The 26,241-nt window shown below is 71.7% G+C and carries 22 protein-coding genes, 1 tRNA gene and 1 other RNA gene; 8 read left to right on the top strand and 16 right to left on the bottom strand.

Annotated elements, in window-relative coordinates; genetic code table 11:
• Positions 1 to 159: 159 nt before the first annotated feature.
• Positions 160 to 1,443: an aspartate kinase gene (locus tag ACIWQI_RS11340; protein ID WP_396657564.1), complete on the bottom strand. Its 1,284-nt coding sequence runs from the start codon at positions 1,441 to 1,443 to the stop codon at positions 160 to 162.
• Between the two features lie 103 nt (positions 1,444 to 1,546).
• Between ACIWQI_RS11340 and ACIWQI_RS11345 the strand changes: the two genes are divergently transcribed.
• Positions 1,547 to 2,035 (top strand): hypothetical protein, encoded by a 489-nt coding sequence (locus tag ACIWQI_RS11345; RefSeq protein WP_396657504.1) that lies wholly within the window; start codon positions 1,547 to 1,549, stop codon positions 2,033 to 2,035.
• Positions 2,036 to 2,044: 9 nt separating this feature from the next.
• Here ACIWQI_RS11345 and ACIWQI_RS11350 read toward each other — a convergent pair whose 3' ends face one another.
• The 10 genes from ACIWQI_RS11350 to ACIWQI_RS11395 form a co-directional block, all read right to left on the bottom strand.
• The gene (locus ACIWQI_RS11350; protein WP_396657506.1) at positions 2,045 to 2,950 is read right to left on the bottom strand and encodes a DMT family transporter; all 906 of its coding nucleotides are present in this window, start codon (positions 2,948 to 2,950) and stop codon (positions 2,045 to 2,047) included.
• Between the two features lie 8 nt (positions 2,951 to 2,958).
• Positions 2,959 to 3,552 (bottom strand): recombination mediator RecR, encoded by a 594-nt coding sequence (recR, locus tag ACIWQI_RS11355; protein ID WP_396657507.1) that lies wholly within the window; start codon positions 3,550 to 3,552, stop codon positions 2,959 to 2,961.
• Between the two features lie 2 nt (positions 3,553 to 3,554).
• Entirely contained in the window at positions 3,555 to 5,606 is a 2,052-nt protein-coding gene (locus ACIWQI_RS11360; protein ID WP_396657508.1) for a DNA polymerase III subunit gamma and tau, read from the bottom strand.
• A 52-nt stretch (positions 5,607 to 5,658) separates the two neighbouring features.
• Positions 5,659 to 8,178 (bottom strand): glycoside hydrolase family 65 protein, encoded by a 2,520-nt coding sequence (locus ACIWQI_RS11365; protein WP_396657510.1) that lies wholly within the window; start codon positions 8,176 to 8,178, stop codon positions 5,659 to 5,661.
• Positions 8,175 to 8,900, bottom strand: a complete 726-nt coding sequence (locus ACIWQI_RS11370; RefSeq protein ID WP_396657511.1) for an HAD family hydrolase — start codon at positions 8,898 to 8,900, stop codon at positions 8,175 to 8,177. Before ACIWQI_RS11370 ends, ACIWQI_RS11365 begins: the two co-directional genes overlap by 4 nt.
• A 41-nt stretch (positions 8,901 to 8,941) precedes the next feature.
• Positions 8,942 to 10,195: an acetate/propionate family kinase gene (locus ACIWQI_RS11375; protein ID WP_396657513.1), complete on the bottom strand. Its 1,254-nt coding sequence runs from the start codon at positions 10,193 to 10,195 to the stop codon at positions 8,942 to 8,944.
• Positions 10,192 to 12,339 (bottom strand): phosphate acetyltransferase, encoded by a 2,148-nt coding sequence (pta, locus tag ACIWQI_RS11380; RefSeq protein ID WP_396657514.1) that lies wholly within the window; start codon positions 12,337 to 12,339, stop codon positions 10,192 to 10,194. The genes ACIWQI_RS11375 and pta overlap by 4 nt, the downstream gene beginning before the upstream one ends.
• A 62-nt stretch (positions 12,340 to 12,401) precedes the next feature.
• An RNA gene (gene ffs, locus ACIWQI_RS11385) (signal recognition particle sRNA small type) lies at positions 12,402 to 12,498 on the bottom strand.
• A gap of 47 nt (positions 12,499 to 12,545) precedes the next feature.
• A complete protein-coding gene (locus ACIWQI_RS11390) occupies positions 12,546 to 14,183 on the bottom strand; it encodes a DUF5671 domain-containing protein (protein ID WP_396657516.1) in 1,638 nt (545 codons plus the stop codon).
• A complete protein-coding gene (locus ACIWQI_RS11395) occupies positions 14,180 to 14,659 on the bottom strand; it encodes a hypothetical protein (protein ID WP_396657518.1) in 480 nt (159 codons plus the stop codon). The genes ACIWQI_RS11390 and ACIWQI_RS11395 overlap by 4 nt, the downstream gene beginning before the upstream one ends.
• Before the next feature lie 120 nt (positions 14,660 to 14,779).
• Between ACIWQI_RS11395 and ACIWQI_RS11400 the strand changes: the two genes are divergently transcribed.
• The 4 genes from ACIWQI_RS11400 (at position 14,780) to ACIWQI_RS11415 (ending at position 19,532) form a co-directional block, all read left to right on the top strand.
• Entirely contained in the window at positions 14,780 to 15,778 is a 999-nt protein-coding gene (locus ACIWQI_RS11400; RefSeq protein ID WP_396657519.1) for an AAA family ATPase, read from the top strand.
• 13 nt (positions 15,779 to 15,791) lie between these two features.
• On the top strand, positions 15,792 to 17,039 hold the full coding sequence (locus ACIWQI_RS11405) for a DUF58 domain-containing protein (protein ID WP_396657520.1): 1,248 nt from the start codon (positions 15,792 to 15,794) through the stop codon (positions 17,037 to 17,039).
• Positions 17,026 to 19,380 (top strand): transglutaminaseTgpA domain-containing protein, encoded by a 2,355-nt coding sequence (locus ACIWQI_RS11410; protein ID WP_396657521.1) that lies wholly within the window; start codon positions 17,026 to 17,028, stop codon positions 19,378 to 19,380. Before ACIWQI_RS11405 ends, ACIWQI_RS11410 begins: the two co-directional genes overlap by 14 nt.
• Before the next feature lie 67 nt (positions 19,381 to 19,447).
• Positions 19,448 to 19,532: transfer RNA gene (locus ACIWQI_RS11415), tRNA-Ser, on the top strand.
• Between the two features lie 75 nt (positions 19,533 to 19,607).
• Here ACIWQI_RS11415 and ACIWQI_RS11420 read toward each other — a convergent pair.
• Entirely contained in the window at positions 19,608 to 20,279 is a 672-nt protein-coding gene (locus ACIWQI_RS11420) for a GAP family protein (protein WP_396657523.1), read from the bottom strand.
• Between the two features lie 142 nt (positions 20,280 to 20,421).
• Between ACIWQI_RS11420 and ACIWQI_RS11425 the strand changes: the two genes are divergently transcribed.
• From ACIWQI_RS11425 to ACIWQI_RS11435, 3 genes are all read left to right on the top strand, one after another.
• A complete protein-coding gene (locus tag ACIWQI_RS11425; RefSeq protein WP_396657524.1) occupies positions 20,422 to 20,847 on the top strand; it encodes a DUF6632 domain-containing protein in 426 nt (141 codons plus the stop codon).
• A gap of 61 nt (positions 20,848 to 20,908) precedes the next feature.
• Positions 20,909 to 21,394: a thioredoxin family protein gene (locus tag ACIWQI_RS11430; RefSeq protein WP_396657526.1), complete on the top strand. Its 486-nt coding sequence runs from the start codon at positions 20,909 to 20,911 to the stop codon at positions 21,392 to 21,394.
• A gap of 7 nt (positions 21,395 to 21,401) precedes the next feature.
• On the top strand, positions 21,402 to 22,142 hold the full coding sequence (locus ACIWQI_RS11435) for a cytochrome c biogenesis CcdA family protein (RefSeq protein WP_396657527.1): 741 nt from the start codon (positions 21,402 to 21,404) through the stop codon (positions 22,140 to 22,142).
• Positions 22,143 to 22,161: 19 nt separating this feature from the next.
• Here ACIWQI_RS11435 and ACIWQI_RS11440 read toward each other — a convergent pair whose 3' ends face one another.
• The 4 genes from ACIWQI_RS11440 to ACIWQI_RS11455 all read right to left on the bottom strand — a co-directional run bounded on the left by ACIWQI_RS11440 (position 22,162) and on the right by ACIWQI_RS11455 (position 26,072).
• A complete protein-coding gene (locus tag ACIWQI_RS11440) occupies positions 22,162 to 22,872 on the bottom strand; it encodes a head GIN domain-containing protein (RefSeq protein WP_396657528.1) in 711 nt (236 codons plus the stop codon).
• 100 nt (positions 22,873 to 22,972) lie between these two features.
• Entirely contained in the window at positions 22,973 to 24,223 is a 1,251-nt protein-coding gene (locus ACIWQI_RS11445; protein WP_396657529.1) for a DUF222 domain-containing protein, read from the bottom strand.
• Between the two features lie 73 nt (positions 24,224 to 24,296).
• Positions 24,297 to 24,641 (bottom strand): DUF2200 domain-containing protein, encoded by a 345-nt coding sequence (locus ACIWQI_RS11450; protein ID WP_396657530.1) that lies wholly within the window; start codon positions 24,639 to 24,641, stop codon positions 24,297 to 24,299.
• Between the two features lie 63 nt (positions 24,642 to 24,704).
• Positions 24,705 to 26,072: an FAD-binding oxidoreductase gene (locus tag ACIWQI_RS11455; RefSeq protein ID WP_396657531.1), complete on the bottom strand. Its 1,368-nt coding sequence runs from the start codon at positions 26,070 to 26,072 to the stop codon at positions 24,705 to 24,707.
• Positions 26,073 to 26,241: the final 169 nt, after the last annotated feature.

The following is a 26,241-nucleotide window of genomic DNA, read 5'->3' on the forward strand; positions in this document are numbered from 1 at the left end:
ATCGCGCCCGGACCGCCGTGCCCCTCACCGGCTCGGCGCCGTCCACCGCGCGTCCCGACGACAGGACATGTGACCCAGAACCCGCCGATTTCGCCCTCATCCCCCTGCTCTCGGTAAACCGCCGTGTTTTCGGCGCGGCGCCCGCCGGCAGGCGTCGGGTCAGCGACCGGTGCCGGCGTGCACGACGGCCTCGATCTCGCCGTCGAGGCCGTAGGCCGAATGCACGACCCGCGCCGCGGTGGCCAGATCGTCGCCGCGCAGCACGACGGAGATGCGGATCTCGGAGGTCGAGATCATCTCGATGTTGATGCCGGCGATCGACAACGCCTCGAACAGCGTCGCCGACACCCCGGAATGGGTGCGCATGCCGGCGCCGACCACCGACAGCTTGCCGATCTGGTCGTCGTGGACGAGGCTCTCGAACCCGACCTCGGCCTGCTCGGCTGCGAGCGCCCGCAGGGCGGCCGTCGCGTCCGCCTTGGGGAGGGTGAACGAGATGTCGGTGCGGCCGGTGGCCGCCGCCGACACGTTCTGCACGATCATGTCGACGTTCGCGCCCGACTTCGCCACGATCTTGAAGATCTCCGCGGCCTTGCCCGGTACGTCGGGCACGCCGATGATCGTGATCTTCGCCTGGCCGAGATCGGTCGCGACTCCGGCGACGATGGGCTCTTCCATGGCTTCCCCCTCTGTGTCGGGCAGGGTCATGCCCGGGCTCAGCACATAGGTGCCGGGTCCGGACGAGAACGTGGAGCGCGCGTGGATGAGCACGCCGTGGCGGCGCGCGAACTCCACGGCGCGGATGTACAGCACCTTGGCGCCGTTGGCCGCCAGCTCGAGCATCTCCTCGCTGCCGATGGCGTCGAGCTTGCGCGCATGCGGGACCACGCGCGGGTCGGCCGTGAAGATGCCGTCCACGTCGCTGTAGATCTCGCACACGTCGGCGTCGAGGGCGGATGCCAGGGCCACCGCCGTCGTGTCGGACCCGCCGCGACCGAGGGTCGTCACATCCTGCGTGTCGGGGTTGAACCCTTGGAATCCCGCGACGATCACGATCGCGCCCTCGTCGAGCGCGTCGCGCACCCGCACCGGCGTCACGCCGACGATGCGCGCGGCGCCGTGGCGATCGTCGGTGACCATTCCGGCCTGCAGGCCCGTGTAGGACCGCGCCTCGTAGCCCATGGAGTGGATCGCGAGGGCCAGCAGCGCCATGGAGATGCGCTCGCCCGCCGACAGGAGGATGTCGAGCTCGCGCGGCGCGGGGATCGGCGCGATCTGCGCGGCGAGGTCGAGCAGCTCGTCGGTGGTGTCGCCCATCGCGCTGACGGCGACGACGACGTCGTGCCCGGCGCGGCGGGTGTCGACGATGCGCTTGGCGACACGCTTGATCCCCTCGGCGTCGGCGACCGACGAACCGCCGTACTTCTGCACGATCAGCGCCACGGGTGGAACCTCCATCGATGGGGCGGATGCCGCGCCCATCGATCAATCTTAGAGAGCGCGGCGCACACTCCTGTGCGTGTGACGACGGGCTAGAGTGGCGCGCATGGATGGCGCCGAACCGGGCTGGTCGGAGTTCGCCGTCGCCATGGCCGGCGCCGCCGCCGCCCTCGCCGGCCTCATCATCGTGGCGATGTCGGTGAACATCGACCGGATCCTGAAGGCGCCGTCCGTCGCGGCGCGCAGCCTCAGTGCGATCGGCGCGCTGGTGCTGGCGGTGGCGAGCAGCTGCCTGATCCTCATCCCCCATCAGCCCCTGTGGGCGCTCGGGCTGGAGGTGCTCGCTGGTGCGGCGGTGGTCTGGGTGCTGTGGGGCTTCGCGGTCCGCGATGCGCGCGCCGACGCTCGCCCGGGCATGCCGGCACTTCCCCGCGTCGTCTACCTCGCCCTTCCGCCGGCGGTCTTCACCGTCGGCGGCGTTCTGCTGGTGCTCGTCGGCGGCGCCGGAGTGGCCTGGGTCGCTGCCGGCGCGATCCTGTCGGTCATCGTGGGCGTGATGATGGCGTGGATCGCCCTCGTCGAGATCCTGCGCTGACCGGGCGGCTCAGCGCGGCGCCGACGGCAGATCGACCGGCCGTGCGGTGAGCCGGCCGCCGGTGGCCGCCAGCCAGCATCCAAGCAGGACGAGCGGGAAGCCGATCAGCAGACCGACGGTCAGCTGCTCACCGAGGATGAGGATTCCGAGCGCGATCGCCACCACCGGGTTGACGTAGGTGAAAAGCGGCGCCCGCACCGGACCGACCTCGCGGATCAGCGCGAAGAACGCGATGAACGCGACGGCCGTGCACACGATGCCCAGCAGGCCGAGGGAGACGGTGCTGCGCAGGGTGGGGACCTCGTGCTGGGTGAGCAGTCCGATCGGGAGGTAGAACAGACCCACGGCGGTCAGCGACAGGGTGATCGTGCCGAGCGAAGGCACGTCGCGCAGCTTCGTGGCGATGATGAACGGCGCGGTGGCGTACAGCAGCGCGACGAGCAGCACCTCCCCCACGGCCACCAGCGCCCCGAGTCCGTCGCCGTCGGCAAGGCCCGGGCCCGCGACGATCACGGTCACCCCGGCGAACCCGATCACGAGCCCGGCGATCCGCAGCGGCTTGAGCACGGCGCGGTCGCCGCCGATGACGCCGATGATCGCGGCGAACAGGGGCACCGTGGCGACCAGCAGCCCGGTCAGGCCGGAGGGAAGGGTCTGCTCGGCGTGGCTGAGCAGGAAGAAGGGCCCCGCCATCTCCACCGCGCCGAAGGCGAGCACCCAGGGCCAGACCCGCAGGGCTGGGCCCAGCGCCCTGCGATGCAGCGCGATGGGCAGCAGCACCAGCGCGCCCAGCAGCGTGCGCCCCGCCACGATGGCGGCGGGCGAGTACGAGTCGACCGCCTCTTTGATGAAGAGGTAGGGAACGCCCCACAGCAGGGCCATCGCCGCGAACAGCCACCAGCCCTTCGCGGTCACCGTCGCGCTCAGAGCGTCCTCCTGCCCTCGAACGCGCGGCCGAGGGTGACCTCGTCGGCGTACTCCAGGTCGCCGCCCACGGGAAGCCCCGACGCGAGCCGGGTGACCCGGACGTCGAGGGTGGTCAGCAAGCGGCTCAGATAGGTCGCCGTCGCCTCGCCCTCGAGGTTCGGGTTGGTGGCGAGGATGACCTCCTGCACCGAGCCGTCGGCGAGCCGCTGCACCAGCTGGGTGATGCGCAGGTCGTCGGGGCCCACGCCGGCGATCGGATTGATCGCTCCTCCGAGCACGTGGTACAGCCCGCGGAACTCGCGGGTGCGTTCGATCGCCGCGACGTCCTTGGCGTCCTCGACGACGCAGATGAGCGACAGGTCGCGGCGGGGGTCGCGGCAGATCCCGCAGCGATCCTGCTCGGACACGTTGCCGCAGACCTCGCAGAACCGCACCTTCTCGCGCACCTCGACGAGCAGCTCCGCCAGCCGCGAGACGTCGAAGCCGGGGGTCTGCAGGATGTGGAAGGCGATGCGCTGCGCCGATTTCGGGCCGATGCCGGGAAGGCGCCCGAACTCGTCGATCAGCTCCTGGACGATTCCGTCGTACATGGCTACACGAACCTCGTGGGCGGCTCGTACGGCTCCTCACGGACGAAGCGGGCGCCCAGCACCTGCCGGATCACGGCTTCCCCGTAGCGCTGGACGCCGGGGCTGCCGCGCAGCGTCGTCGCCGGCGGCGGCGGCGCGGCTGCGGCAGGTCCGAGCACGTCGACGTCGGCATCGTCGGGGTCGTCGGGGAGGTCGTCGGCATCGGGGACGACCTCGCCTTCGCGGGCGGGGGCGAGGGTGGCGACGCGGATGCCGGCGGCCGCTGCGTCTTCGGGCTCATCGTCGACGGCCAGCTGTGCGACCGGTGCGACGGGGTCGGATCCCGCGTCGGGGATCGGTGCCACGGCCCAGTCGGTGACGGGCGCGGCGGCGTGCGGCGCGGCGCGCACCGGCGAGGAAGGCTCCTCGTCCGGCGGGGACGCCGCCTCGGCGCTCCCGCCCCCTCCGCGGGGCGCGTCTGCTGCGCCCGATGCCTCGCCGCCACCGGTGGCGGACGCGTCCACGCGGGGCAGGAAGCGCACGGTGATGCCGACGACGTCCTTGATCGCCTGGCGCACGTCGACATGCGCGTCGGTGCCCCCGAGTGCCTTGGGCTTGAACTTCTCGATCTCCTTCTCGCTCGGGAACCCGAGGGTGAGCACGTGCCCGTCGTCGGACTTCTCGAGCTGGAGCGGACGCGTCTGCAGCGCGACCATCCAGGAGGCGCGCCGGATGGTCTCGAGCCGGTCGATCACGCTCGGCCAGGCGGTGCGCAGGGAGTCCAGGGTCACCGGAGCGGGCGGCGGGCTCGGCTCGGCGCGTGCCGGTTCGGCGTGTGCCGGTTCGGCGCGAGCCGGCCCGGCGCTCTCGGCGCCTCGTTCGCCCACCGGTGCCGCCGGGGCGGCAGGATCGGACCGCTCGGGGGCTCGCCCGGCCGCAGGCGGGGCTGCGGCCGGGGCGGCGTGGGTGAGCACCCGCGCCACCATGAGCTCGAGCTGCAGGCGGGGCGAGGTCGCTCCCGTCATCTCGTCGAGGGCGGCGACCACCAGATCGGCTGTGCGCGACAGCCGGCCGGGCCCGAACGCGGCGGCCTGCGCCGACATCCGCTCCAGCTCCTCCGCCGAGACGCCCCGCAGCACCGCCGCGGCGCCGGAACCCGTCGCCTCGACGATGATGAGGTCGCGCAGGCGCTCGAGCAGGTCGTCGACGAAGCGCCGCGGGTCCTGCCCGCTCTGCACCACCCGATCGACGGCCGAGAACGCGGAGGCGGCGTCGGCCGCAGCCAGCGCGTCGACCACCTCGTCGAGCAGCGCCGCGTGGGTGTAGCCGAGCAGCGCGACCGCCATCTCGTACTTCACCTGCGCCTGATCGGGGCCCGCGGAGGCATCGGAGCCTGCGATGAGCTGGTCGAGAAGAGAGAGGGTGTCGCGCGGTGAGCCGCCGCCGGCGCGCACCACGAGCGGAAGCACCCCGGTCTCGACCTGCACGCCCTCCTGCCCGCACAGCCGCTCGACGTACTCGAGCATCGCCGCCGGGGGCACGAGGCGGAACGGATAGTGGTGCGTGCGCGACCGGATGGTGCCGAGCACCTTCTCGGGCTCGGTCGTCGCGAAGATGAACTTCACATGGTCCGGCGGCTCTTCGACGAGCTTGAGCAGGGCGTTGAAGCCCTGCTGGGTGACCATGTGCGCCTCGTCGAGGATGAAGATCTTGTAGCGGTCGCGCGCCGGCGCGAAGATCGCCCGCTCGCGCAGATCGCGGGCGTCGTCGACGCCGTTGTGCGAGGCGGCGTCGATCTCGACGACATCGAGCGATCCGCCGCCGCCGCGGCCGAGCTCGATGCAGCTGTCGCACGTCCCGCACGGGGTGTCGGTGGGGCCCTGCGCACAGTTCAGGCACCGCGCCAGGATCCGCGCCGACGTCGTCTTCCCGCAGCCGCGCGGGCCGGAGAACAGGTACGCGTGGCCGACCCGATCGCCGCGCAGAGCGGTCATGAGGGGCTCGGTGACCTGGGCCTGCCCGATCATCTCCGCGAACGTCTCCGGGCGGTAGCGGCGGTACAGGGCGGTCGTCACCCGTCCAGCCTACGGTGTGGCCCGGACATCCACGCCGCCTCTGCGGACCCGCCTATGCATCGATGCCGGAAGGCTCCTCGATCCCGTCCGCCTCGCTGCCCAGCACCGGGATCGTCGTGGTCAGCGCCGGCACCGACGCCGACAGCAGCGTGCCGTCCTCGCGACGGGCATCGGCGAACTGCCGCAGCGACGGCCGGCCGGCGATGATCGGGCCCTGCCCCTCGAGCGGCACCACGACCACCTCGCCGCCGGCGACGGTGAACCGCGACCCGCGCACAGCGAAGGCCACCGGATCGCCCTCCCCCGCGCGCACGCGCAGCCGGTCGCGGGTCAGGGTCACCTCCAGCCGGGTGCCGTGCCAGTGCAGCACGTACTCCAGCGACGGCCAGCCGGCCGGCAGGCGGGGGTCGAAGGTCAGTTCGCCGAAGTGGTCGCGCATGCCGCCGAAGCCCGACACGAGCGCCGTCCACACACCGCCCGCCGAGGCGACGTGCACGCCGTCCGCGGTGTTGTGGTGCAGGTTTGCGAGGTCGACGAACAGCGACTCCCGGAAGTACTCCAGCGCCAGCTCCTGGTACCCGACCTCGGCGGCGAGGATCGCCTGCACCACCGCCGACAGGGTCGAGTCGCCGGTGGTCAGCGGGTCGTAGTACTCGAAGTCGGCGAGCTTCTCCTCGTCGGTGAAGTGGTTGCCCTGCAGGAAAAGCGCCAGCACCACGTCCGCCTGCTTGAGCACCTGGAAGCGGTAGATCACCAGCGGGTGGAAGTGCAGCAGCAGCGGGCGCTGCTCGGGCGGCGTGTGCTCCAGGTCCCACAGCTCGCGCTCCAGGAACATCGCGTCCTGCGGGTGGATGCCGAGGGCGTCGCTGTAGGGGATGTGCATCGCGTCGGCGGCGCGCTCCCAGGCATCCGGCTCGTCCGGCTCGAGCTGCAGACGCTCGATCATCCGCCGGTAGACCTCTCCGCCGATCTCCTCCATCTCGCGCACGGTGCGCGCGGCGAACCTCAGGTTGAACCGCGCCATCACGTTCGTGAAGAGGTTGTCGTTGACCACGGTGGTGTACTCGTCGGGGCCGGTGACGCCGTGGATGTGGAACACCTCCTCGCCGTCGGCCTCGCGCCAGAAGCCCAGCGTGGCCCACAGCCGCGCCGTCTCCACGGCGATGTCGACGCCCTCGTGGTAGAGGAACCCGTGGTCGCCGGTGGCGCGGACATAGGTGCCCAGCGCGTAGCAGACGTCGGCGTTGATGTGGTACTGCGCGGTGCCGGCGGCGTAGTACGCAGACGCCTCCTCGCCGCTGATCGTCCGCCACGGGAACAGCGCCCCGGCCTCGTTGAGCTGGTTGGCGCGGTGGCGCGCGGCCGGCAGCATGAGGGCGCGCATGCGCAGCGCGTTGCGCGCCCACAGCGGAGTCGTGTAGGTCAGGAACGGGATGACGTAGATCTCGGTGTCCCAGAAGTAGTGGCCGCTGTAGCCGGATCCGGTCACGCCCTTGGCGGGCACGCCCCGGCCGTCGGCGCGGGCCGCGGCCTGCGCGAGCTGGAACAGGCACCAGCGGGTGGCCTGCTGCAGGTCGTCGTGGCCGGCGATGCGCACGTCGGACCGCTCCCAGAACCCGTCCAGCCAGCGGCGCTGCACCGCGAACAGCTCGTCCACGCCCTCGGCGCCGGCGCGGTCGAGGGTGCGCCGGCAGCGGTCGACCAGCTCGCGGGCGGGCACGCCGCGTGAGGTGTGGTAGCTGGCGAGCTTGACCACGCGCGTGGGCACGCCCGCCTTCGCCTGCACGCGGAAGACGTTCTTGGCGATGTCGGGCTCGACGAGGCGGCGCGCCGAGTACTCGTTGCGCGTCTCGATGATGTGGTCGGCCACGACCGCGATCGTCATCCCGGACGAGGTCGCCCGGTAGCTCAGCGCCGAGCGCAGGCCGTCCTGCCAGTACTCCTGGGGCTGCAGCACCCGCTCCTGGATCGGCTCGGCCTTGCGGGGGTCGAAGCCCGCGTTCTTGGAGACCTTGGGCGTTCCGCCGTAGACGTCCTCGCCGTCCTGGCGGTTGATCAGCTGGCAGTCGATCGTCACCGGGGCGTCGGCGTTGCGCACGGTCACATCCAGCACCATCACGGCGAGGTGCTTCTCCTCGAAGGAGGCCATCCGGCGGAAGTCGATCTCCACCTCCTTGCCCGACGGGGTGACCCAGAGGATCCGGCGGGTGAGGACGCCGGTGCGCAGGTCGAGCACCCGCTCGTAGGAGCGGATGTCGGCGATGTCCAGCGACAGCGGCTCGTCGTCGACGTAAACGCGCATCACCTTGGCGTCGGGGGCGTTGATGATCGTCTGACCGACCTCGGCGAAGCCGTACGCCTGCTCGGCGTGGCGGATGGGGAACGTCTCGTGGAACCCGTTGACGAAGGTGCCGTGCTCCTCGGCGTGCCGACCCTCGGGGTGGTTGCCGCGCATGCCCAGGTATCCGTTGCCGATCGCGAAGAGGGTCTCGGTCACGCCCGAGTCCTCGAGGTCGATGCGCGTCTCGATGAGCCGCCAGGGATCGACGGGGTAGCGGTCGCGGTCGATCATGGCACGAGCTCCTCGAGGTCGTTCACGACGAAGTCGGCGCCGGCGGCGGCGAGGTCCTCCGCGCCCACTCCGCGGTCGACCCCGATCACGAGCCCGCAGCCGGCGGCGGCGGCCGACGCGACGCCGCTGATCGCGTCCTCGACGGCGGCCGTGCGCTCTGCGGGGACCCCCAGCATCCCGATCGCCTCGGCGAAGACGTCGGGCGCGGGCTTGGAGGCGAGGTGGTCGCGCTCGGCGACCAGGCCGTCGACGATCACCGGGAAGCGGTCGAGGATGCCGGCAGCCGTCAGCACCTCACGGGCGTTCTTGGAGCTCGACACCACCGCGACCGGGGTTCCGGCGTCGCGGAGCACGTCCAGCAGACGCAGGCTGCCGGGATAGGGCTCGACGCCCTCCTCCCGCAGCAGTCGGGCGAACACGAGGTTCTTGCGGTTGCCGATCCCGCAGACGGTGTCGGCCGACGGCGGATCGGACGGGTCTCCCCACGGCACCTCGACGCTGCGGCTGTGCAGCACGCTCGCGACGCCGTCGTAGCGCTTCTTCCCGTCCACGTGGTCGAAGTAGTCGCGGTCGGTGTACGGGGGCTCGATGCTCCATTGCGCGAACAGCTCGTCGAACATCGCCTGCCAGGCGTGCATGTGGACGTCTGCAGTCGGGGTGAGCACCCCGTCCAGGTCGAACAGGACGCCGGCGTACGTGGTGAGGTCGGGTGATTCGGCCACCAGGAAAGCGTAGCCCGCCCGGTGCGGGAGCACAGGCCCGCTCAGAGCGCCTGGGCGGCGTGCAGCGTCTGCTCCGCGATCTCGAGCTCCTCGTTGGTGGGCACCACCAGGACGGTGATGCGCGAGGCATCCGTCGAGATCACCCGGATGCCCCGCTCGCGGGCCTCGTTGCGCACCGGGTCGACCTCGATCCCCGCGAAGCCGAGCGTCGCGAGGGCGGCGGCGCGCACAGGGGGCGAGTTCTCGCCGACGCCTGCCGTGAACGAGATGACGTCGGCGCCGCCCAGCTGCGCGAGGTACGCCCCCGCATACATGCGCAGCCGGTGGATGTAGACGTCGAACGCGAGCGTGGCGGCGGGGTCGCCGGCGGCGACCCCGGCCAGCACGTCGCGCATGTCGGAGACCCCGGCCAGCCCGAGCAGCCCGCTGCGCCGATTGAGCATGTCGTCGATCTCAGGCGCCGACATGCCGGCGTGCCGGTGCAGGTGGAAGATCACCGCCGGGTCCATGTCGCCGGACCGCGTGCCCATCACCAGGCCCTCCAGCGGCGTCATGCCCATCGAGGTCTCGACCGAGCGACCGCCGTCGATCGCCGTCGCCGAGGCGCCGTTGCCGAGATGGAAGACGATCTGCCGGAGATCTGCCAGAGGCCGGCCGAGGAAGGCGGCGGCCGCTTCGCTGACGAACTTGTGCGAGGTGCCGTGGAAGCCGTAGCGGCGCACCCGCTGCTGTGCCGCGAGCGAGCGATCGATCGCGTACGTGTATGCCGCGGGCGGCAGGGTCTGGTGGAAGGCGGTGTCGAAGACGGCGACATGGGGCAGCTCGGGGAAGGCCGTGCGGGCCGCTTTGATCCCCTGCAGCGCCCCGGGGTTGTGCAGGGGCGCCAGCTGCGACAGCTCGTCGATGGCCTCCTCGACCGGGGGCGTGATCAGCGTCGGCTCGAAGAAGCGCGCGCCGCCGTGCACGACGCGGTGTCCGACGGCGACCGGCGCGTCGTCGTCGAGCGACGGTCCGTGCGCGGCGAACGCGTCCAGCATGACCTGGAAGCCGACGGTGTGATCCGGGATGGGCAGCTCTTCGCGGTAGGTCGCGTCCAGGGCCGTGACGGATGCCGGCGGCTCGCCCGATGTGCCGATCCCTGCGCGGGCGCCGAGGAGCACGGTGTGCGACGCGGCGCCGACGGGCTGCCCGATGCGCTCGACGAGGCCACTGGCCAGCGCCACCTGCGACTCCACGTCGACGAGCTGGTACTTGAACGACGACGAGCCGCTGTTGATCACCAGGACGGCCGTCATGCCGTCGCCCGCTCCTGCGCCTGGATCGCGGTGATCGCGATCGTGTTGACGATGTCGTCGACGAGCGCGCCGCGCGAGAGGTCGTTGATCGGCTTGTTCAGGCCCTGCAGCACCGGCCCGATGGCCACGGCGCCGGCCGATCGCTGCACGGCCTTGTACGTGTTGTTGCCGGTGTTCAGGTCGGGGAAGACGAACACGGTCGCCCGCCCCGCGACCGCGGAGTCCGGCATCTTGGTCGCGGCGACCGCGGCATCCGCGGCCGCGTCGTACTGGATGGGCCCTTCGACGGGCAGCTCCGGCGCGCGCTCGCGCACGAGGGCGGTCGCCCGCCGCACCTTCTCGACGTCCGCCCCGGTCCCCGACTCCCCCGTGGAGTACGACAGCATGGCCACGCGCGGGTCGATGCCGAACTGGCGCGCGGTCCCCGCCGACGAGATCGCGATGTCGGCGAGCTGCTCAGCGGTCGGGTCGGGGATCACGGCGCAGTCGCCGTACACGAGCACCCGGTCGGCGAGCGCCATGAGGAACACCGACGAGACCACCGAGACCCCGGGCCTGGTCTTGATGATCTCGAACGCGGGCCGGATCGTGTGCGCCGTCGTGTGCGCCGCGCCCGAGACCATGCCGTCCGCATAGCCCATATGCACCATCAGGGTGCCGAAGTACGAGACATCCGTCACCGTGTCGGCCGCCTGCGCGAAGGTGACCCCCTTGTGCGCGCGCAGCCGCTCGTACTCGCGGGCGAACCTGTCCACGTGCACGGCGTCGAACGGCGAGAGCACCGAGGCTGCGGCGATGTCGATGCCCAGCTCCAGCGCACGGCTGCGCACCTCGATCTCCTCGCCCAGGATCGTGAGGTCGGCGATCCCGCGGGCGAGCACGGTGGCGGCCGCCCGCAGGATGCGATCGTCGCCGCCTTCGGGCAGCACGATGTGCCTGCGGTCGGCGCGCGCCCGCTCGATGAGGCTGTATTCGAACATGAGCGGGGTGACGACGTTCGCGCGGGCGACGCCCACGGCCACGGTCAGCTCGTCGACGTCCACGTGCTGCTCGAAGATCGCGAGCGCGGTGTCGTAGCGGTGCTGCGAGTCGGCCGCCAACCTGCCCCGCGTGTTCATGATCCGCACCGCGGTGTCGTAGGTGCCGAGATCGGTGGCGATGATCGGCAGCGTCGAGCCCAGGCCGTCCATGAGCCGCCTGATCGGCTCGGGCAGCGGGAACGGTCCGTTGAGGATGATGCCCGACAGCGACGGGAAGGTGCCCGAGGAGTTCGCCAGCAGCGCAGCCAGCAGCACCTCGGTGCGGTCGGCGGCGACGACGAGGATCGCGCTCTCATGCAGGCGGGGCAGCACGTTGACCATCGACATCCCCGACATGACCACCCGCAGCACCTCGCGGGTGAGCAGCTGCGGGTCGCCGTCGATGAGCGTGCCGTCGACCGCGCGCAGCACGTCGCGCACGGATGGGGCCACGAGGAAGCGGTCCTCGGGCAGCGCCCACACCGGGATGCGCCGGCCGACGGGGCGGATGGATGCCGGGGCGGCGTCGACCACGGCTCGGATCGCCGCCACGGTCTCGTCGAGGGCGTCGGGGTCGGCGCGGTTCGCGATGATCGCGAAGACGGTGGTGCGGGCGTGCGCGAGCTCGAGAAGGGAGAGTGCGGCGATCTGGCCCATCTCCTCGGGCGTTCGGGCTGTGGTCGCGCCGAGCTGCTCACCGCCGCCCTGCTGCGAGCGGCCGCCGAGCACGAGGAGGACCGGGGCGCCGAGGTTGGCGGCGATCCGGGCGTTGTAGCCCAGCTCGGCGGGGCTGGCCACGTCGGTGAAGTCACTGCCGATGATGACGACCGCGTCGCACTGCGCCTCGACGGCCTTGTACCGCTCGACGATGGTGGAAAGGGCCGCCTCGGGGTCGTGGCGGACGTCGTCGTAGCTCACGCCGATGCACTCGTCATAGTCGAGGTCGACGCCGTCATGGGCGAGCAGCATCTCGAGGATGTAGTCGGGCTCGTCGGTGGAGCGCGCGATGGCGCGGAAGACGCCCACCTTCGGCGTCGCGTGGCTCAGCGCGTCGAGCACCCCGAGAGCGACCGTGGACTTGCCCGAGTGGCCCTCCGCCGAGGTGATGTAGATGCTCTGCGCCACGCAGTCAGCCTATAGAGCGGGCCGGGACCGGCACAGGGCGGGTCCGGAGCGCACAGACGGCACAGAAAGACTCTCCGCGAACCCGGCAGAGCCCGGTTACCCTTGCTACGTTTCCGTCCTGGGGGAGTTGGCCTGGATGCCGCCTCGCGGAGAGCTTCCGACAGTCTACAAGGTTCTGATGCGAGGTTGTCGTGCCCGCGTTCGCGTCAGCCCTCGACCGGGATGATCCGTGGGCCGGACGGGTCGGCGATGACCAGCACGCGCCGGGCCCGCACGGTGCGCAGCGCCTCGACGAGGGCTGCGGCGTCCGGCTCGCCGGGCTGCAGTCCCTCGTCCGTCGTCGGCCAGAGCTCGACCGGCACCCCTGTCTCGGCGCGCACCGCCGCCGCCAGCGCGTCGGCGGCGTCGCCGCCCGCCACCAGGACGATGCGGCCGATCGCCGGGCGATCGCCGGCCACGGCATGCCCGCGGGTGCGTCGCCACACCGCGAAGTGGTAGGCGAACACGAGGGCCGTCGCCACGAGCACGCCGAGCGGTGCGCGCAGGTAGTCGACGAGGCCCTGGGTCACCGCCGGGTCGATCCAGAACTCGAACAGGCGATAGGCGATGATGAGCACCGCGACGATCGCGACGATCGCGCTCACGCCGAACACGACGACGAGGTAGACGCGGCGCGCGCGGTCCTCGGCGGGCTCGTCGGCGCCGGCCGCCTCGGCGTGGGCGGGGCGCCACGCGAGCCACCAGACCGGCGCGCCGACGATCAGCGCGCTCAGTCCGCCCAGCAGCAGCGTCAGCGGCGAGTCCTGGGCGAGGGTGGCGGTCGCGGTCGCCAGCAGCGCGTTGACGATGACGCCGAAGCCGCTCGCGGCCCCGATGAGCCCGATTCCGGCCAGCGCGAGGCGCGCCGCGCGTCGGACGAGCGGCGTGCCCTGCAGCACGAGACCCGCGTGATAGACCCAGATGACGCCCACCACGAGGGCGACGGCGATCGCGGTGTGGAGCGAGGCCAGCACCTCGGCGGCGGGTCCGGTGCCGAACACGAGCCGGAGGACGATGTGCAGCACCGTGCCGAGCGCGAACAGCGCGACGGCCGCGGCGATCGAGGTCACCGCCACCAGCAGCACGGCGGCGAAGCCCCCCTCGGCGCGTCGGCCGCGCTCGGCATGCCAGTGCCACCACCAGATGAGGGTGCCGATCACCGCCCACACGACGCCCTGCAGGATCGGCACCGACGGGTGCTGCGACCCCGCCAGCAGCGGACCGGATGCCGCCAGCGCATCGCCGATCAGCACGCCGAGCGCGGTGACGGCGCCGGACGCGGCCACCGCCAGGCCCCACACGGCGGACAGCCCCACGATCACTGTGGCCAGCCGCCCGGGCGCGAACAGCGTGCTGCGCCGCAGCAGCACGTGCAGCACCCAGACGGCGGCCCACACGATGCCGGAGGCCAGCGCCCCCGGATCCCAGCGGCCGTCGATGCCCGCCGTGGCCGCGCCGCCCAGCCCCACCGTCGCGGTGATGAGAGCCGTGAGGGTCGTGACGAGCAGATAGAGGGCCCATGCGACGGAGTCCCGCTCGCTCGGGTCGTCGGGGTCGGCGAGGCGACGGCTCTCCCACCACCACAGCGCCGCAGCCAGCGGACCGGCGATGAGCGCGAAGGCCAGGGAGCGGGCCAGAAGCGTGCCGGACCCTTCGGCGACCACGGCTTCGGTGCCGGCGAGCACTCTCTCCAGCAGGCCGCTCAGCCCGATCGCCGCGATGACGACCAGCGCGTACAGGACGACGAGGACGATGATGCGACGCACCACGCCCGGCGTGCGCGCTGTCGCGTCGGGGCGGCTCACGGCACGATCTCCGGGCAGACGGTGAACTGCCACGGCGCCGCGGCGATGAGCCAGCTGCCGCCCGGCTTCACGAGGCGGAACACCTCCTCGCTCTGGTATTCGCCTCCTCCGAACACGCCCTGCCGGTAGATCGTGGTGACGAGCACGCGCACCTGCGCGGAGTCGCCGTCCGTGGTGGTGCCCACGAGGGTGACGCGGTAGTCGTCGAGGCCCCCAGGGAAGTAGCCGCACCCTTCGTCGGAGGCGGTCGGGGCGAGCAGCTCGTGCGCGGCGGTGACGTCTCCGTCGATGAGCGACTGGGTGTAGCGCTGCACGACGCCCTCGGGGCTGTCGGGGTCGAACGTCGCGGGGCCGCCGCGCAGCAGCACGGCCACGAGCGCCGCGACCACCACCACCGCGACGACGACGATGAGCGCGATGAGCGCGACCCGCGGACCACGGCCCGGTTCCCGCTGCGGTGCTGCGTCTTCTGTCATGGGGTCATGATGCCGCAAAAGATGCTGGGAGTCGGGGAAGCAGGGTCGAACTGCCACCGCGGCGGTTAAGATCGGACGAGACGACGACGTCTCGCGGGCGTCACGATCGAGGGGACCCGGATGACCGACGCCACAGCCGCGACCGGCACCATGACGGCGGACGCGTTCGCCCGGGCGACCACCGGCATCCTCGACGCCATCGGCCAGGTCATCGACGGCAAGCCCGAGGCGGTGCGCAGCGCCCTGGTGTGCCTGCTGGCCGAGGGGCATCTGCTCATCGAGGACGTCCCCGGCGTCGGCAAGACCATGCTCGCGCGGGCACTGGCCGCCTCCGTCGACGCGACGGTGCGCCGCATCCAGTTCACCCCCGACCTCCTCCCCGGCGACGTGACCGGCGTGAGCGTGTTCAATCCCGTCGATCGGGAGTTCGAGTTCAAGCCGGGCGCGATCTTCGCGAACATCGTGATCGCCGACGAGATCAACCGCTCCTCCCCCAAGACGCAGTCCGCCCTGCTGGAGGCCATGGAGGAGGCGCAGGTGACCGTGGACGGCCGCACCCACGTGCTGCCGGACCCGTTCCTGGTGGTGGCCACGCAGAACCCGCTGGAGATGGAGGGCACCTACGCCCTGCCGGAGGCGCAGCGGGACCGGTTCATGATGCGGATCTCGATGGGGTATCCGGATGCCCGTTCCGAGGCGCTCATGCTGCGCCAGCGCGACATCGACAACCCGCTCGACGAGATCGAGCCGGTGGTCGATGCCGACACCGTGGGCGACCTGATCGCGTGGGCGCGCAGCGTCCATGTGGCCCCCGCGATCGAGGACTACGCGGTCGCGCTCGCCCAGGCGACCCGGTCGCACCCCGACCTGCGGCTGGGCGCGTCGCCGCGCGCGACGCTGCAGCTCGTGCGCGCCGCGAAGGTGTGGGCGGCACTGGAGGGACGCGACTTCGTCATCCCCGACGACGTCGCCGTGCTGGTCGCACCCGTCTTCACCCACCGGCTCATTCCGACCCGCTCCGCGACGGGCTCACGGGCGCGCACGGCGGCCGACAGCATCCATGCGATCCTCGAACGCGTGGTGGCGGCCGTACGCGTGCCGCTGGCCGCCAGACCATGATCCGAGGCGCCCCGTGAACCACATCTGGCCACTGACGCTGCGGGGCACGGGCGCCCTGCTGCTGGCCCTGGTGTGCTTCGTGTTCGCGGGGCAGCTCGGAGTGAGCGAGCTCGTGTACTTCGGGCTGCTGCTGCTGGCGGCGCTGGCCACCAGCCTCGCCTCGCTCTACCTCACCCGGCGCGCCGACGCCGTCGAGCGCACGGTGAGCACCGAGGTCGCGGGCGTGGGACGCCCCTCGACGGTCGAGGTGCGGGTGAGCGTGCGCACGGTGCTGCCCACTCCCCCGGGGCGCTGGGCCGACGCGCTCCCGCACACACTGTCCGGCGAGGCGTCCGGCGTCTTCCCCGCACTCGGGTCGGGGCTGCGCGGCGACGAGCGGATCGTGCGCCTGAGCTACCCGGTCACCGGCGTGCACCGCGGCGTCGAGCCGATCGGCCCGCTGCGGATCACCTCGACGGATCCGTTCGGTCTCGCCCGGCGGCGGCACGTGCTCGGCGCGCGCACGCCGGTCACGGTGGTGCCCACGATCATCGATCTGCCGGCGATCTCCAGCTACGCGGGGGCGACCGGCGGCATCCTGCAGGCCACCACCGAGCAGCTCGGCCAGGGCGCCGACAACCTCATCGCGCGCCCGTACGTGCCGGGCGATTCGATGCGACGCATCCACTGGCGGGCCACGGCCCACCGCGACGAGCTCATGGTGCGGCAGGAGGAGCAGGAGTCCACCCCCGAGGCGACCGTGGTGCTCGACCGCAGCGTGCTGCGCTACGTGCCCGAGGCGATCCGGGCTCCGGGCGTCGACCCCGGGTTCGAGACGGCCGTGACGATGTGCGTCTCGGCCGCCGCGCGCCTCGTGCGCGAGGGTTACACGGTCGAGGTCATCGACTCCGACGGGCTGCCCCTGATCGCCCCGCTGGACGGCGACGACGCGGGCGAGATCGACGCGATGCTGGCCGCGTTCGCCCGCACCGTCGCGACCCGCGACGACCACCTCGGCGATCTGCCGGCGCAGTTCACCGGCTCGACGACGGGCCCCGTGGTCCTCATCGTGGGGCGGCTCGACCCGGCCGACGTCGGCGTGCTCGCGATGATCGCGCACCACTCGTCGCTGCCGGTGCTGCTGGCCGTGGCCCCGGTCGGGGACGCGCTCCAGCTGGCGGCCGATGCCGGGTGGCGGTGCGCCCGCATCGACCCCGACGCCGACCTCGCGGCGGCCTGGCACTCCGTGTCGGACCGGGGGGTGTCGCATGTCTTCGGTTGACCGGCTCGCCCAGCCGATCCCCGCCGGGCGCGGACGGCTGCGCGACGAGCGTCCCGAGGTCTCGGGCCGCCGCCCCGCCGACCTGCTGCTGACGGTGGCGGTGTACGTCGCGATCCTCGCCGCCGCGTTCCCGCTGCTGCGGGTCGTGCGCCCCGGCTACTGGACCCTCGGGGTGGTCGTGCTGCCGGCCCTCCTGCTGGGCGCCGGCTACGTCGCCCGCCGGTTCCGCGTCGCCGCGGTGGGCGTGAGCTTCATCGAGGCTGTGCTCTGGATGGTGCTGGTGACCGTCGTCTTCCTCCGCGACACGGCCTTCCTCGGGGTGCTGCCCGTTCCGGCGACGGTGGGCGAGGCATCCGATCTCATCCGCCAGGCGATGGACCACATCATCACCGGCGCGGCTCCCCTGGATGCAGCGGTGCCGCTGACCTTCCTCATCGTCGGGGCGATCGGGCTGCTCACCGTCGGCATCGACCACGTGGTGCTCACGGCCCGGATGCCGCTGCTGGCCGCCATCGGGCTGATCGTCGTCTCGCTCATCCCGGCGATCGCCGTGCCCAGCGACGTGGACGTGCCGGCGTTCATCATGCTCGCCGCGACGCTGCTGTTCCTGCTGCGGGCAGAGACCAGGACGAGGGATGCCGCAGGCCCCCGCCTCGCGTCGCGCTCCTCCGCGCAGGCCGGCCGCGACCCGCGCAACGGCGGGGTGACAGCTGCCGCCACCGGCATCGGCGCGATCGCGGTGATCATCACGGTGGTGGCCGCTCCGCTGTTCCCCGCGACGACGCCCGGGGGCGGAGGTCCTGGCAACGGCCGCTGGAACAGCATCGATCCGACCCTGCAGCTGGGCGAGGATCTGCGCCGGCCCGCGGACGGCGAGGTGCTGCATCTGCGCACCGACGCGACGTCGGCGCCGTATCTGCGCGCTGCCACGCTGACCACGTTCGACGGGCAGATCTGGCGACCCGATTCGGGCCATGTCGCAACCCTCGGCGACGGCGGGTCGCTGGGCGGCGTCGAGGTCGACGAGGACGTCCGCATCACCCGCTACACCACCGACATCGAGGTCACGAACCTGCTGAGCGGATGGCTGCCGGTGCCCTATCCGGCGGTGACCGTCACGGGGCTTCAGGGGCAGTGGAACCTGCTGCCGATGAACCGGACGCTGGCGAGCTCCACCGATTCGGCGAATGGGCAGGTCTACGAGGTGTCGGCGGATGTGCCCAAGCCGTCGCTGGAGAAGATCCGCGCCGCGTCGGCGGGCGGTCAGGGGCCCCAGGATTCGACCCGCGTGCTGCCGATCGGCACGCCGGACGTCATCCGCGATCTCGCGCTCGAGGTCACCGCGAACGCCACGAACGACTTCGACCGGCTGGCCGCCCTGCAGGCCTGGTTCCGCTCCGGCGAGTTCGCCTACTCGCTGGATGCGCCGGTGGCGGACGGCTTCGACGGCACGGGGGTGCAGGCGGTGGCGGAGTTCCTCGAGGTGCGCGAGGGGTACTGCATCCACTTCGCCGGCGCGTTCGCGCTCATGGCGCGCTCGCTCGGCATGGCCACCCGGATCGTCGTGGGGTACCTGCCCGGGTTGAGCAGCACCGATCCCGACACCGGCGAGAAGGTGTACACGGTGATGAACTCGCAGCTGCACGCCTGGCCCGAGGTGCACTTCTCGGGCATCGGCTGGGTGCCGTTCGAGCCGACCAACAGCCTGGGCACACCGACGACCTTCCCGCCGGCGTCGGCCGTTCCGCCGGACACCGGCGGCACCGAGATCGAGCCGACGCCCGCGGCGACGAGCACGCCGACCCCGACGACGTCGACCGACCCGGCGGGCCTGCGCGGGAACGAGCCGACCTCGACGGACGCCTCGGCGACCTTCGTGCGGCCGCTGCCCTGGATGATGACGCTGCTGGCGCTGATCCTCGTGGTCGCAGCTCCCGGAGTGATCCGGGAGTACCGTCGCCGCGAGCTGCTCACCGCCGCCCGGACGGGCGATGCGACCGCGGCGTGGCGCAGTGTGCAGGACATCGCGATCGACCTGATGATCCCGCTGCCGCCGGGTGAGACGCCGCGCGCGTTCGGGATGCGGATGATGGCCGAGCACGGGGCGCCGTCGGCGCCGACGTGGGTGCTCATCCGTGCGATCGAGCGCGCCAGCTACTCCGGCCGCGACGTCAAGTTCGGCCCCGACCTCGCCGACACGGTCTCGGAGGTGCGGGCGGCCATGCTCGCCGCCGTGCCCCGCACGCGCCGGATCGTCGCTCTCGTGCTGCCGCGCTCGCTGATCGTGCGGCCGGGCTCGGCGTTCTCCGCCGGCGGCGAGCGAGTGCGGCTCAAGGTGTGATCGCGCCGGCCCCGGCAACGGCGGCTGCACGGGCACGGTAGGATGATCGTCGGCCCTGCGGGGCCCAGGAGGATTCGCCTAGTGGCCTATGGCGCACGCTTGGAAAGCGTGTTGGGTGCAAGCCCTCGGGGGTTCGAATCCCCCATCCTCCGCTCATTCCCGCCCTGCCCCCTCCGACCGCGAGACAGGCTGCGGGTACCGTGCCGGCATGCCTGGGCGCCCCCGCCTCAGAACGCCGCGATGCCCTTGCCGATCAGCACCACGCCGATCACGAGCAGGAGGACCGCCATGATGACGGGGTTCTCATGGCCCAGCCAGACCCGCAGACGGTCGAGGGGCCCGCGCAGGGAACTCGCGGCGATGAGGTAGCCGACGACGGGGACAAGGACCGTGGACGCGGCGATCACCGTGAAGATCGCGATGACGCCGACGATTCCGCCGACGCCGAGGTCGCCCGAGCCGATGTCGACGCCGGCCCCCGCGGCCATGAGCAGGTTCTTCGGGTTGAGCGCGGACAGCAGGAACCCCAGCCCGAACGCGACGACGAAGCTGAGCTTGTCGATCGCCTGCATCCATTTCGGCAGCTTCGGCTCCTCGCCATCGCGCGGTCGCTTCCGCCACTGCCTCACGGCGACCAGCAGCAGCAGCACGCCGAGGACGATGCGGATGATCCCTTGGATGGGCTTCGACGCGTCGGCATCCTGCTCGGGCAGCAGCGACGAGAGCAGGGTGAACACCGTGACGGCGACCACGATGCCGATGATCCAGCCGAGCAGGAAGCCGACGCTGGTCACGCGGGCTTTGGGCGAGAGCAGCATGAGGATCGCCGCGATGATCGGGACCGGGCTGATCGCGATGCCGAGTGCGAGCGGCAGGATCTCACCGATGACTTCGCCCATCTCCCGATCTCCTCTGTGATCGCCGGGTCATGGCCGCACAGCGGTCCGGCTCGGCTCGGCCGTCATGGTTCATCCTGGCCCCGAGGGCTCTCGGATGCCAAGGGCTCTTGCGCACACACCGGCCAGTGGCCATCGTCGACACATGGACACGGTCACCCGCCCGCGCACCCGCCGGCTCCTCCAGATAGCCCTCGTCGTGGTCGGCGCTGTCATGCTGCTCTTCTATCCGATCGCGCTGGTCTGGCCTTCCGGGTGGGTGTGGCACCACGGCGCTCCCCACGAGTCGGAGTACTTCCTGATGATCGCCGGGATCTACGCGACGCTCGGCGTGTTCCTGATCGTCGCCGCCCGCGCCCCGGAAGCCCACCGCAGCCTCATCTGGTTCACCGTGTGGTCGAGCGTCGTCCACGCGGCGATCATGGCGGTCCTGTCGTTTCGCGAAGGCCATCTCGCCCACCTGTGGGGCGACGTCGCGGCTCTGCTGCTCGCCGCGATCGTCCTCGCGGTGCTCCTGATCGCATCCTCCCCGGTTCTTACGAACCGGGAACACGTTCCGTCCGGGCGGTGACCGCGCAGCGTCGCAGAGATACTGTGGCGGCGTCGAGCACACCCGAAGCGGGAAGGACCGGATGAGAGCGCCGAGGATCGCGGTCGCTGCCGCCGTCACGGCGATGACGGCGGTCTTCGCGGGGTGCGCCCCCGGCGGAATGGATGCCGCGCCCCCGTCCACCTCGCCCCCGGCCGCAACGGCCACGCCCTCGGCCGCGGAGTCGACGCCGACGCCGGCGACCGACGAGCCGACCACGACCGCGGGCGCATACGTCGACTACTCGGACGGCGCCATCGTGGCCACGCCGGGGCCGAAGGTGCTGTTCTTCCATGCGAGCTGGTGCCCGCAGTGCCGAGCGTTGGACGAAGACCTGCGGGCGCGCGGCGTCCCCGACGGACTGACCGTGTTCAAGGTCGACTACGACAGCCGCACCGACCTCCGCCAGAAGTACGGCGTGACCATCCAGACGACCGTGGTCTTCGTGGACGACAGCGGAGAGCTCATCTCCCGCTCGGTGCTCTACGACGATCCCTCCGTCGCATCGCTCGTGGCCGCGATGCCGTGACAGCCGCGTGACAGCGACACTTCTGCTCAGTTTCGCCGCCGGCATCCTGACGGTCGCGGCTCCCTGCGTGCTGCCGCTGCTTCCGGTGATCGTGGGCGGCTCGATCGCCCGCGACGAGGGCGACCGGCGCTCGCGGGCGCGACCGTATGTCATCGCGGGATCCCTCGCGGCGAGCGTGGTCGTGTTCACCCTCCTGCTGAAGGCGACCACCGCACTGCTGGGCATCCCCCCGCAGGTATGGCGGGTGGTCTCGGGCGTGATCGTCATGCTCCTCGGTCTGGGCCTGCTCGTCCCTTCGCTGTGGGATCGCGTATCAGCGGCCCTGCATCTCCCCTCGCGCAGCGATGCGATGCTGAGCCGCTCCGTCTCCCGCAGGAGCTGGGGCGGAGACATCCTCACCGGCGCCGCGCTGGGCCCCGTGTTCTCCAGCTGCAGCCCCACCTATGCCCTGATCGTCGCGGCAGTCCTGCCGGTCTCCTTCGCCGAGGGCGTGACATTCGTCATCGCGTACGCGGTCGGGCTGGCGGGGATGCTTCTGCTGATCGCGCTGCTCGGTCGGGGGCTCGTCCGGCGGCTGGGGTGGCTCGCCGACCCGCACGGCTGGTTCCGCCGCACGATCGGAGTGCTGTTCCTCCTCGTCGGCATCGCCGTGATCACCGGTTTCGACAAGCAGCTGCAGACGTGGATCCTCGATGCCGGGCTCTACGACCCGATCGAGCGGCTCGAGGAGATCCTCGGCACGCGCTGAGGGCGGCCTGCCGGCGCGGTCAGCGCCGGACCACCTCGCCTGAGCCGGCGATGGTCGTGTCGAGGGTCGGCTCACCCGAGTAGGTCACGGTGCCGCTTCCGAGGATGTCGACGGAGAGGCTGCCGACGGGTGACACATCCACGTCGCCCGAACCGCGGACGACGACGTCCACGGCCTGTGCGCGCAGGTCGGCGCCGTGGACGTTGCCGCTGCCGCCGATCTCGATCCCCAGCTCCTGCGCCGTGCCGGAGAGCGTGACATCGCCGGAGCCCGCCACGGAGATCTCGATCCTGCGCGCGGCCAAGCCCGTCCACTCGATGTCGCCGGATCCGTCGACATCGACGCGCAGGTCGCCGTCCGCCGAGACTGTTGCGACGACGTCGCCGGAGCCGTCCATCGTGATCGCCTCAAGATCGGGCACGGTGAGTTCATACCGCACGGTTCCGAGCCTGAGCATGATCCCCGTCGTCACGCCCAGCGCGAGCACATCGCCGTCGACCTCCGACGTGAGGTGCTCGAGTGCGTCGCTCGCCGCCGAGATCACGAGCCGCGGCTCCCCCTCCGAGATCGAGAGGTCGCCCGAGGTCTGCAGCACGACCGTCGTGATCGCCGGGATGTCGCGTTCCTCCGACGTGACGGGCCCGCTCGCGACGGTCGGCGCGCATCCGGCAAGGGCCACGACCGCGGCAGCCGCGATCACGCCGAGAGGGCGCGCGAGCGGTGTGCTCATGTCATCGATTCAACCCGATCGGGCGGCCGAGCGCCGGGACCTTGGACCCGTCCGCACCGGGCACCTCGATGCAGACGTGTCGCTCACGATCGGGACAGGCTCAGAAGGGTGGATCGCCCTGGTCGGCGGGCCGGAACACCGGCACCCGGCGCTCCGGCTGCACGACATAGCGCCTCCGTGCAGGCGAGACCCACTCGATCGCGCCTCCGCTGCCGGGGATCTGGCGCACCGTCCACCCGCCGTGGTGCTTTACCGTATGGTGCCCCTGGCAGAACGGACTCTCGTTCCACAGCGCCGTGTGGCCGCCGTGCTCCCAGGCGAGGTTGTGGTCGATCTGGCAGCGGGATGCCGGAACGCCGCATCCCGGCGCCATGCACCGTTCGGCACGCCACTTGACGAGCTTTCGCAGTGCGGGCGGGGCGTCGTACCGGTCCCGGCCGACCGAGAGCACCATCCCCGTCTCGGGGTGGGTGAGCACCCGCATCCAGCCCCTGTCGCCCCCGCACAGCTCGCGCGCCCGCTCGATCGGGATCGGTCCGATTCCTTCCACCGTGGCCGGCTCACGAGCCGCGTTCTCGTCGTCGAGGAGCGACAGCGCGGGCACCGTGATCACAACGCTGGGCCGGATGCCGCGCGCCTGCGCAGGGTGCGCGGTCGTGTCGCCCTCGATGAGCAGATCGCACATCACATCGGCGCGCAGCTGGTCGAGCGTGCGGGTCTCGCCGTCCACCTTCCTGAGCTGCTTCGCGATCGCGGTGGCACGGGCGAAGATCGCGTGCGCCTCGACGGCAGGGACATGCAGCAGCAGCTCTGCCATCCCGTCGACGCCGGCCTGCACCGACGCGTGCCGGTGCGTCACCGCCTCTTCGTGCCGTGCGCTGAGCGACGCGGCGCGAAAGGAGTCGACGAGTCTGCCCAGCGCCCGCCGGAAGGTGCCGACGGCGTGCTGCTCGGCCAGCTCGATCGCTGCGGCCATCAAGGCCTCGGCGACGTCGGGGGCCTCGGCATCCATGCTCTCGGCGAGGATCTCGGCGTGCCGCTCGGTGATGCGGGCCCGGCTGAGGGACTCGAGGACGGCGGGGTAGCGGTGCACGAGGCTCTCGGCCCGCGCGAGCATCATTCCGGCGGCGTGCTCGGTGACCCGCAGCGCCGCCGCCAGCTCAAGCCGGATCGACCGATCGATCACCTCGGTCAGCTGCCGGCCGTGCCGCGCGGCCTCGGCCTGCGCCTCGCGGCGCATCGCGTCGACGGCCTGGAACCGCTGAGCGGCGAACGCCGCCTCCATGTCGGCGACGTCGGTCACAAGGTCGAGCGCGTCCGGAACCCGGGGTGCCTCAACCTGGTGGAACATGCCTTCATTGTAGAAGACAGGTACAACACTGGGCTTAGGAACGATCGAAGATCGGTTCGGCATCATCACCCGGTCACCCGGTTCGCAGCACCTTCTCCATGGCCCTGCCCTTGGCGAGCTCGTCGACGAGCTTGTCGAGATAGCGCACCTTCTGAGTGAGCGGGTCTTCGATGTCCTCCACGCGCACCCCGCAGATGACGCCGGTGATCAGCGACGCGTTCGGGTTGAGCGCCGCGTCCGCGAAGAACTCCTCGAAGGTCGCCCCCTCGTCGATCTGCCGCTGCACGGATGCCTCATCGAAGCCGGTCAGCCACCGGATCACCTCGTCGAGCTCTTCCCTCGCGCGTCCCTTGCGCTCCACCTTGCTCACATAGAGCGGGTAGACGACGGCGACCTTCAGGCTGGCGATCCGGCTCACGACTCCAGCGTACTCAGCGCGGACGAGCGGCGGTCCACCCCACCGCCGCTCGTCCGGCCCGACTCAGACCGGCTGGCCGGCCACCAGCACCCCGGCGGGGTCGTAGACCTGCTTGAGCTCACGCAGGCGCCCCAGCGCCGCGCCGAACCCCAGCGCCCGGTCGACGTCGCCGGCGTCGATGAACGTCAGCACCAGCGAGTCGATGTGCCACGGCCGGAGCATCTCGATCCCCGCGCGGACGGCGGCGTCGGCGCCGGCAGCCGCCTCCGGAGCCGGAACCATGGCGATCAGGTTGACGGCGTACTCTCCCGTCAGCGAGCCCACGGCGCCGGCCCCTTCGCTGCGCCGGCGGAACGCGCCGCCGACGTGCCGCACCTCGGCGACGAACAGACCCGGCAGCCCCAGCGCGCCGAGCACGGCCTCGCGCGCCCCGGCAGGGAGCCCCGCGAGCACGGCGTGGCGGGCGAACGCGGGCGACGGCTCGGGCGGATCCATGTGCACGGCGGTCAATCCTGCGGCGGGCATGCGCGCGAACGTGTCGATCTCGGGTTCCAGCGCGCGCAGAGGCTCGAGCAGGGCGGATGCCGCGGCATCCGTCTCCAGGATCGCCCCGTCGATCACGACCAGAGACCGGCCGCTGAGGAACGGCGGCAGCTCCGGCAGCGGCGGCAGGTGGAGGACGCGCAGCGTCGTGGTGGCCGACTCGGGCGCCGTGGCCGTCCAGCGGGTCCAGGCATCCATCACCTCCTCCGCTCGCGCAGCATCCCACAAGAGCATGCCGGCGAACACATCGGCGTAGGGCAGCAGGTCGATCTCGAGCGAGACGACGATGCCGAAGTTGGCCGATCCGCCGCGGATCGCCCAGAACAGGTCGGGGTTCTCGTCGGCGCTCGCCCGCACGAGCGACCCGTCTGCGGTGACCAGCTGCACCTCGCGGAGCGTGTTCACGGCGAGCCCGTGACGGCGGCCGTAGAACGAGAGGCCGCCGGAGAGGATGTAGCCGGCCACCGACACGTCGCCGGCGCTGCCGTGCATGGCGGTCAGGCCGTGCGGGGTGGATGCCTCGAGCACGTCGTGCCACTGCGACCCGCCGAGCACGCGCGCGGTGCGGGCCTGCTCATCGACGGTGACACCGCGCAGACCGGCGAGGCTGACGAGCACCGTGGCGGACAGGTCGGTGCCCGACAGCGCGCCGGCTCCGTGGCCGGTCGACTGCGGCGCGACGCGCAGACCCGCGGACACGGCGGCGCGCACGACGGCGACGACGTCGTCGGCGCTGTCGGGTCGGGCGACCGCGAACGGGCGCTGGTCGATCGCGAGGTTCCAGGGGGTGCGGGCGGTGTCGTAGCCGGAGTCGCCGGCAAGGACGACCTTGTCGCCGAGGGCGCGCCGGAGGTCGTCCGCGCGCGCGTCGAGATCGTGCAGGGTCATGGGTGTGTTCCATCTCTCTACGGGGGATGCGATGTGTCGCACAGTGATTGCGGTCGGCCCGCGCCGGGCATTCTCCTCCGGGGGACGGACATCGGCCACCCAGCACAGAGGCGGCTTCGGCGTTCCCAGATACATCGCGCGCGGCGATCTGCGGGCCGGTGCGGTCGCG

This window comes from Microbacterium sp., assembly GCF_044508325.1.
GTDB lineage: Bacteria > Actinomycetota > Actinomycetes > Actinomycetales > Microbacteriaceae > Microbacterium.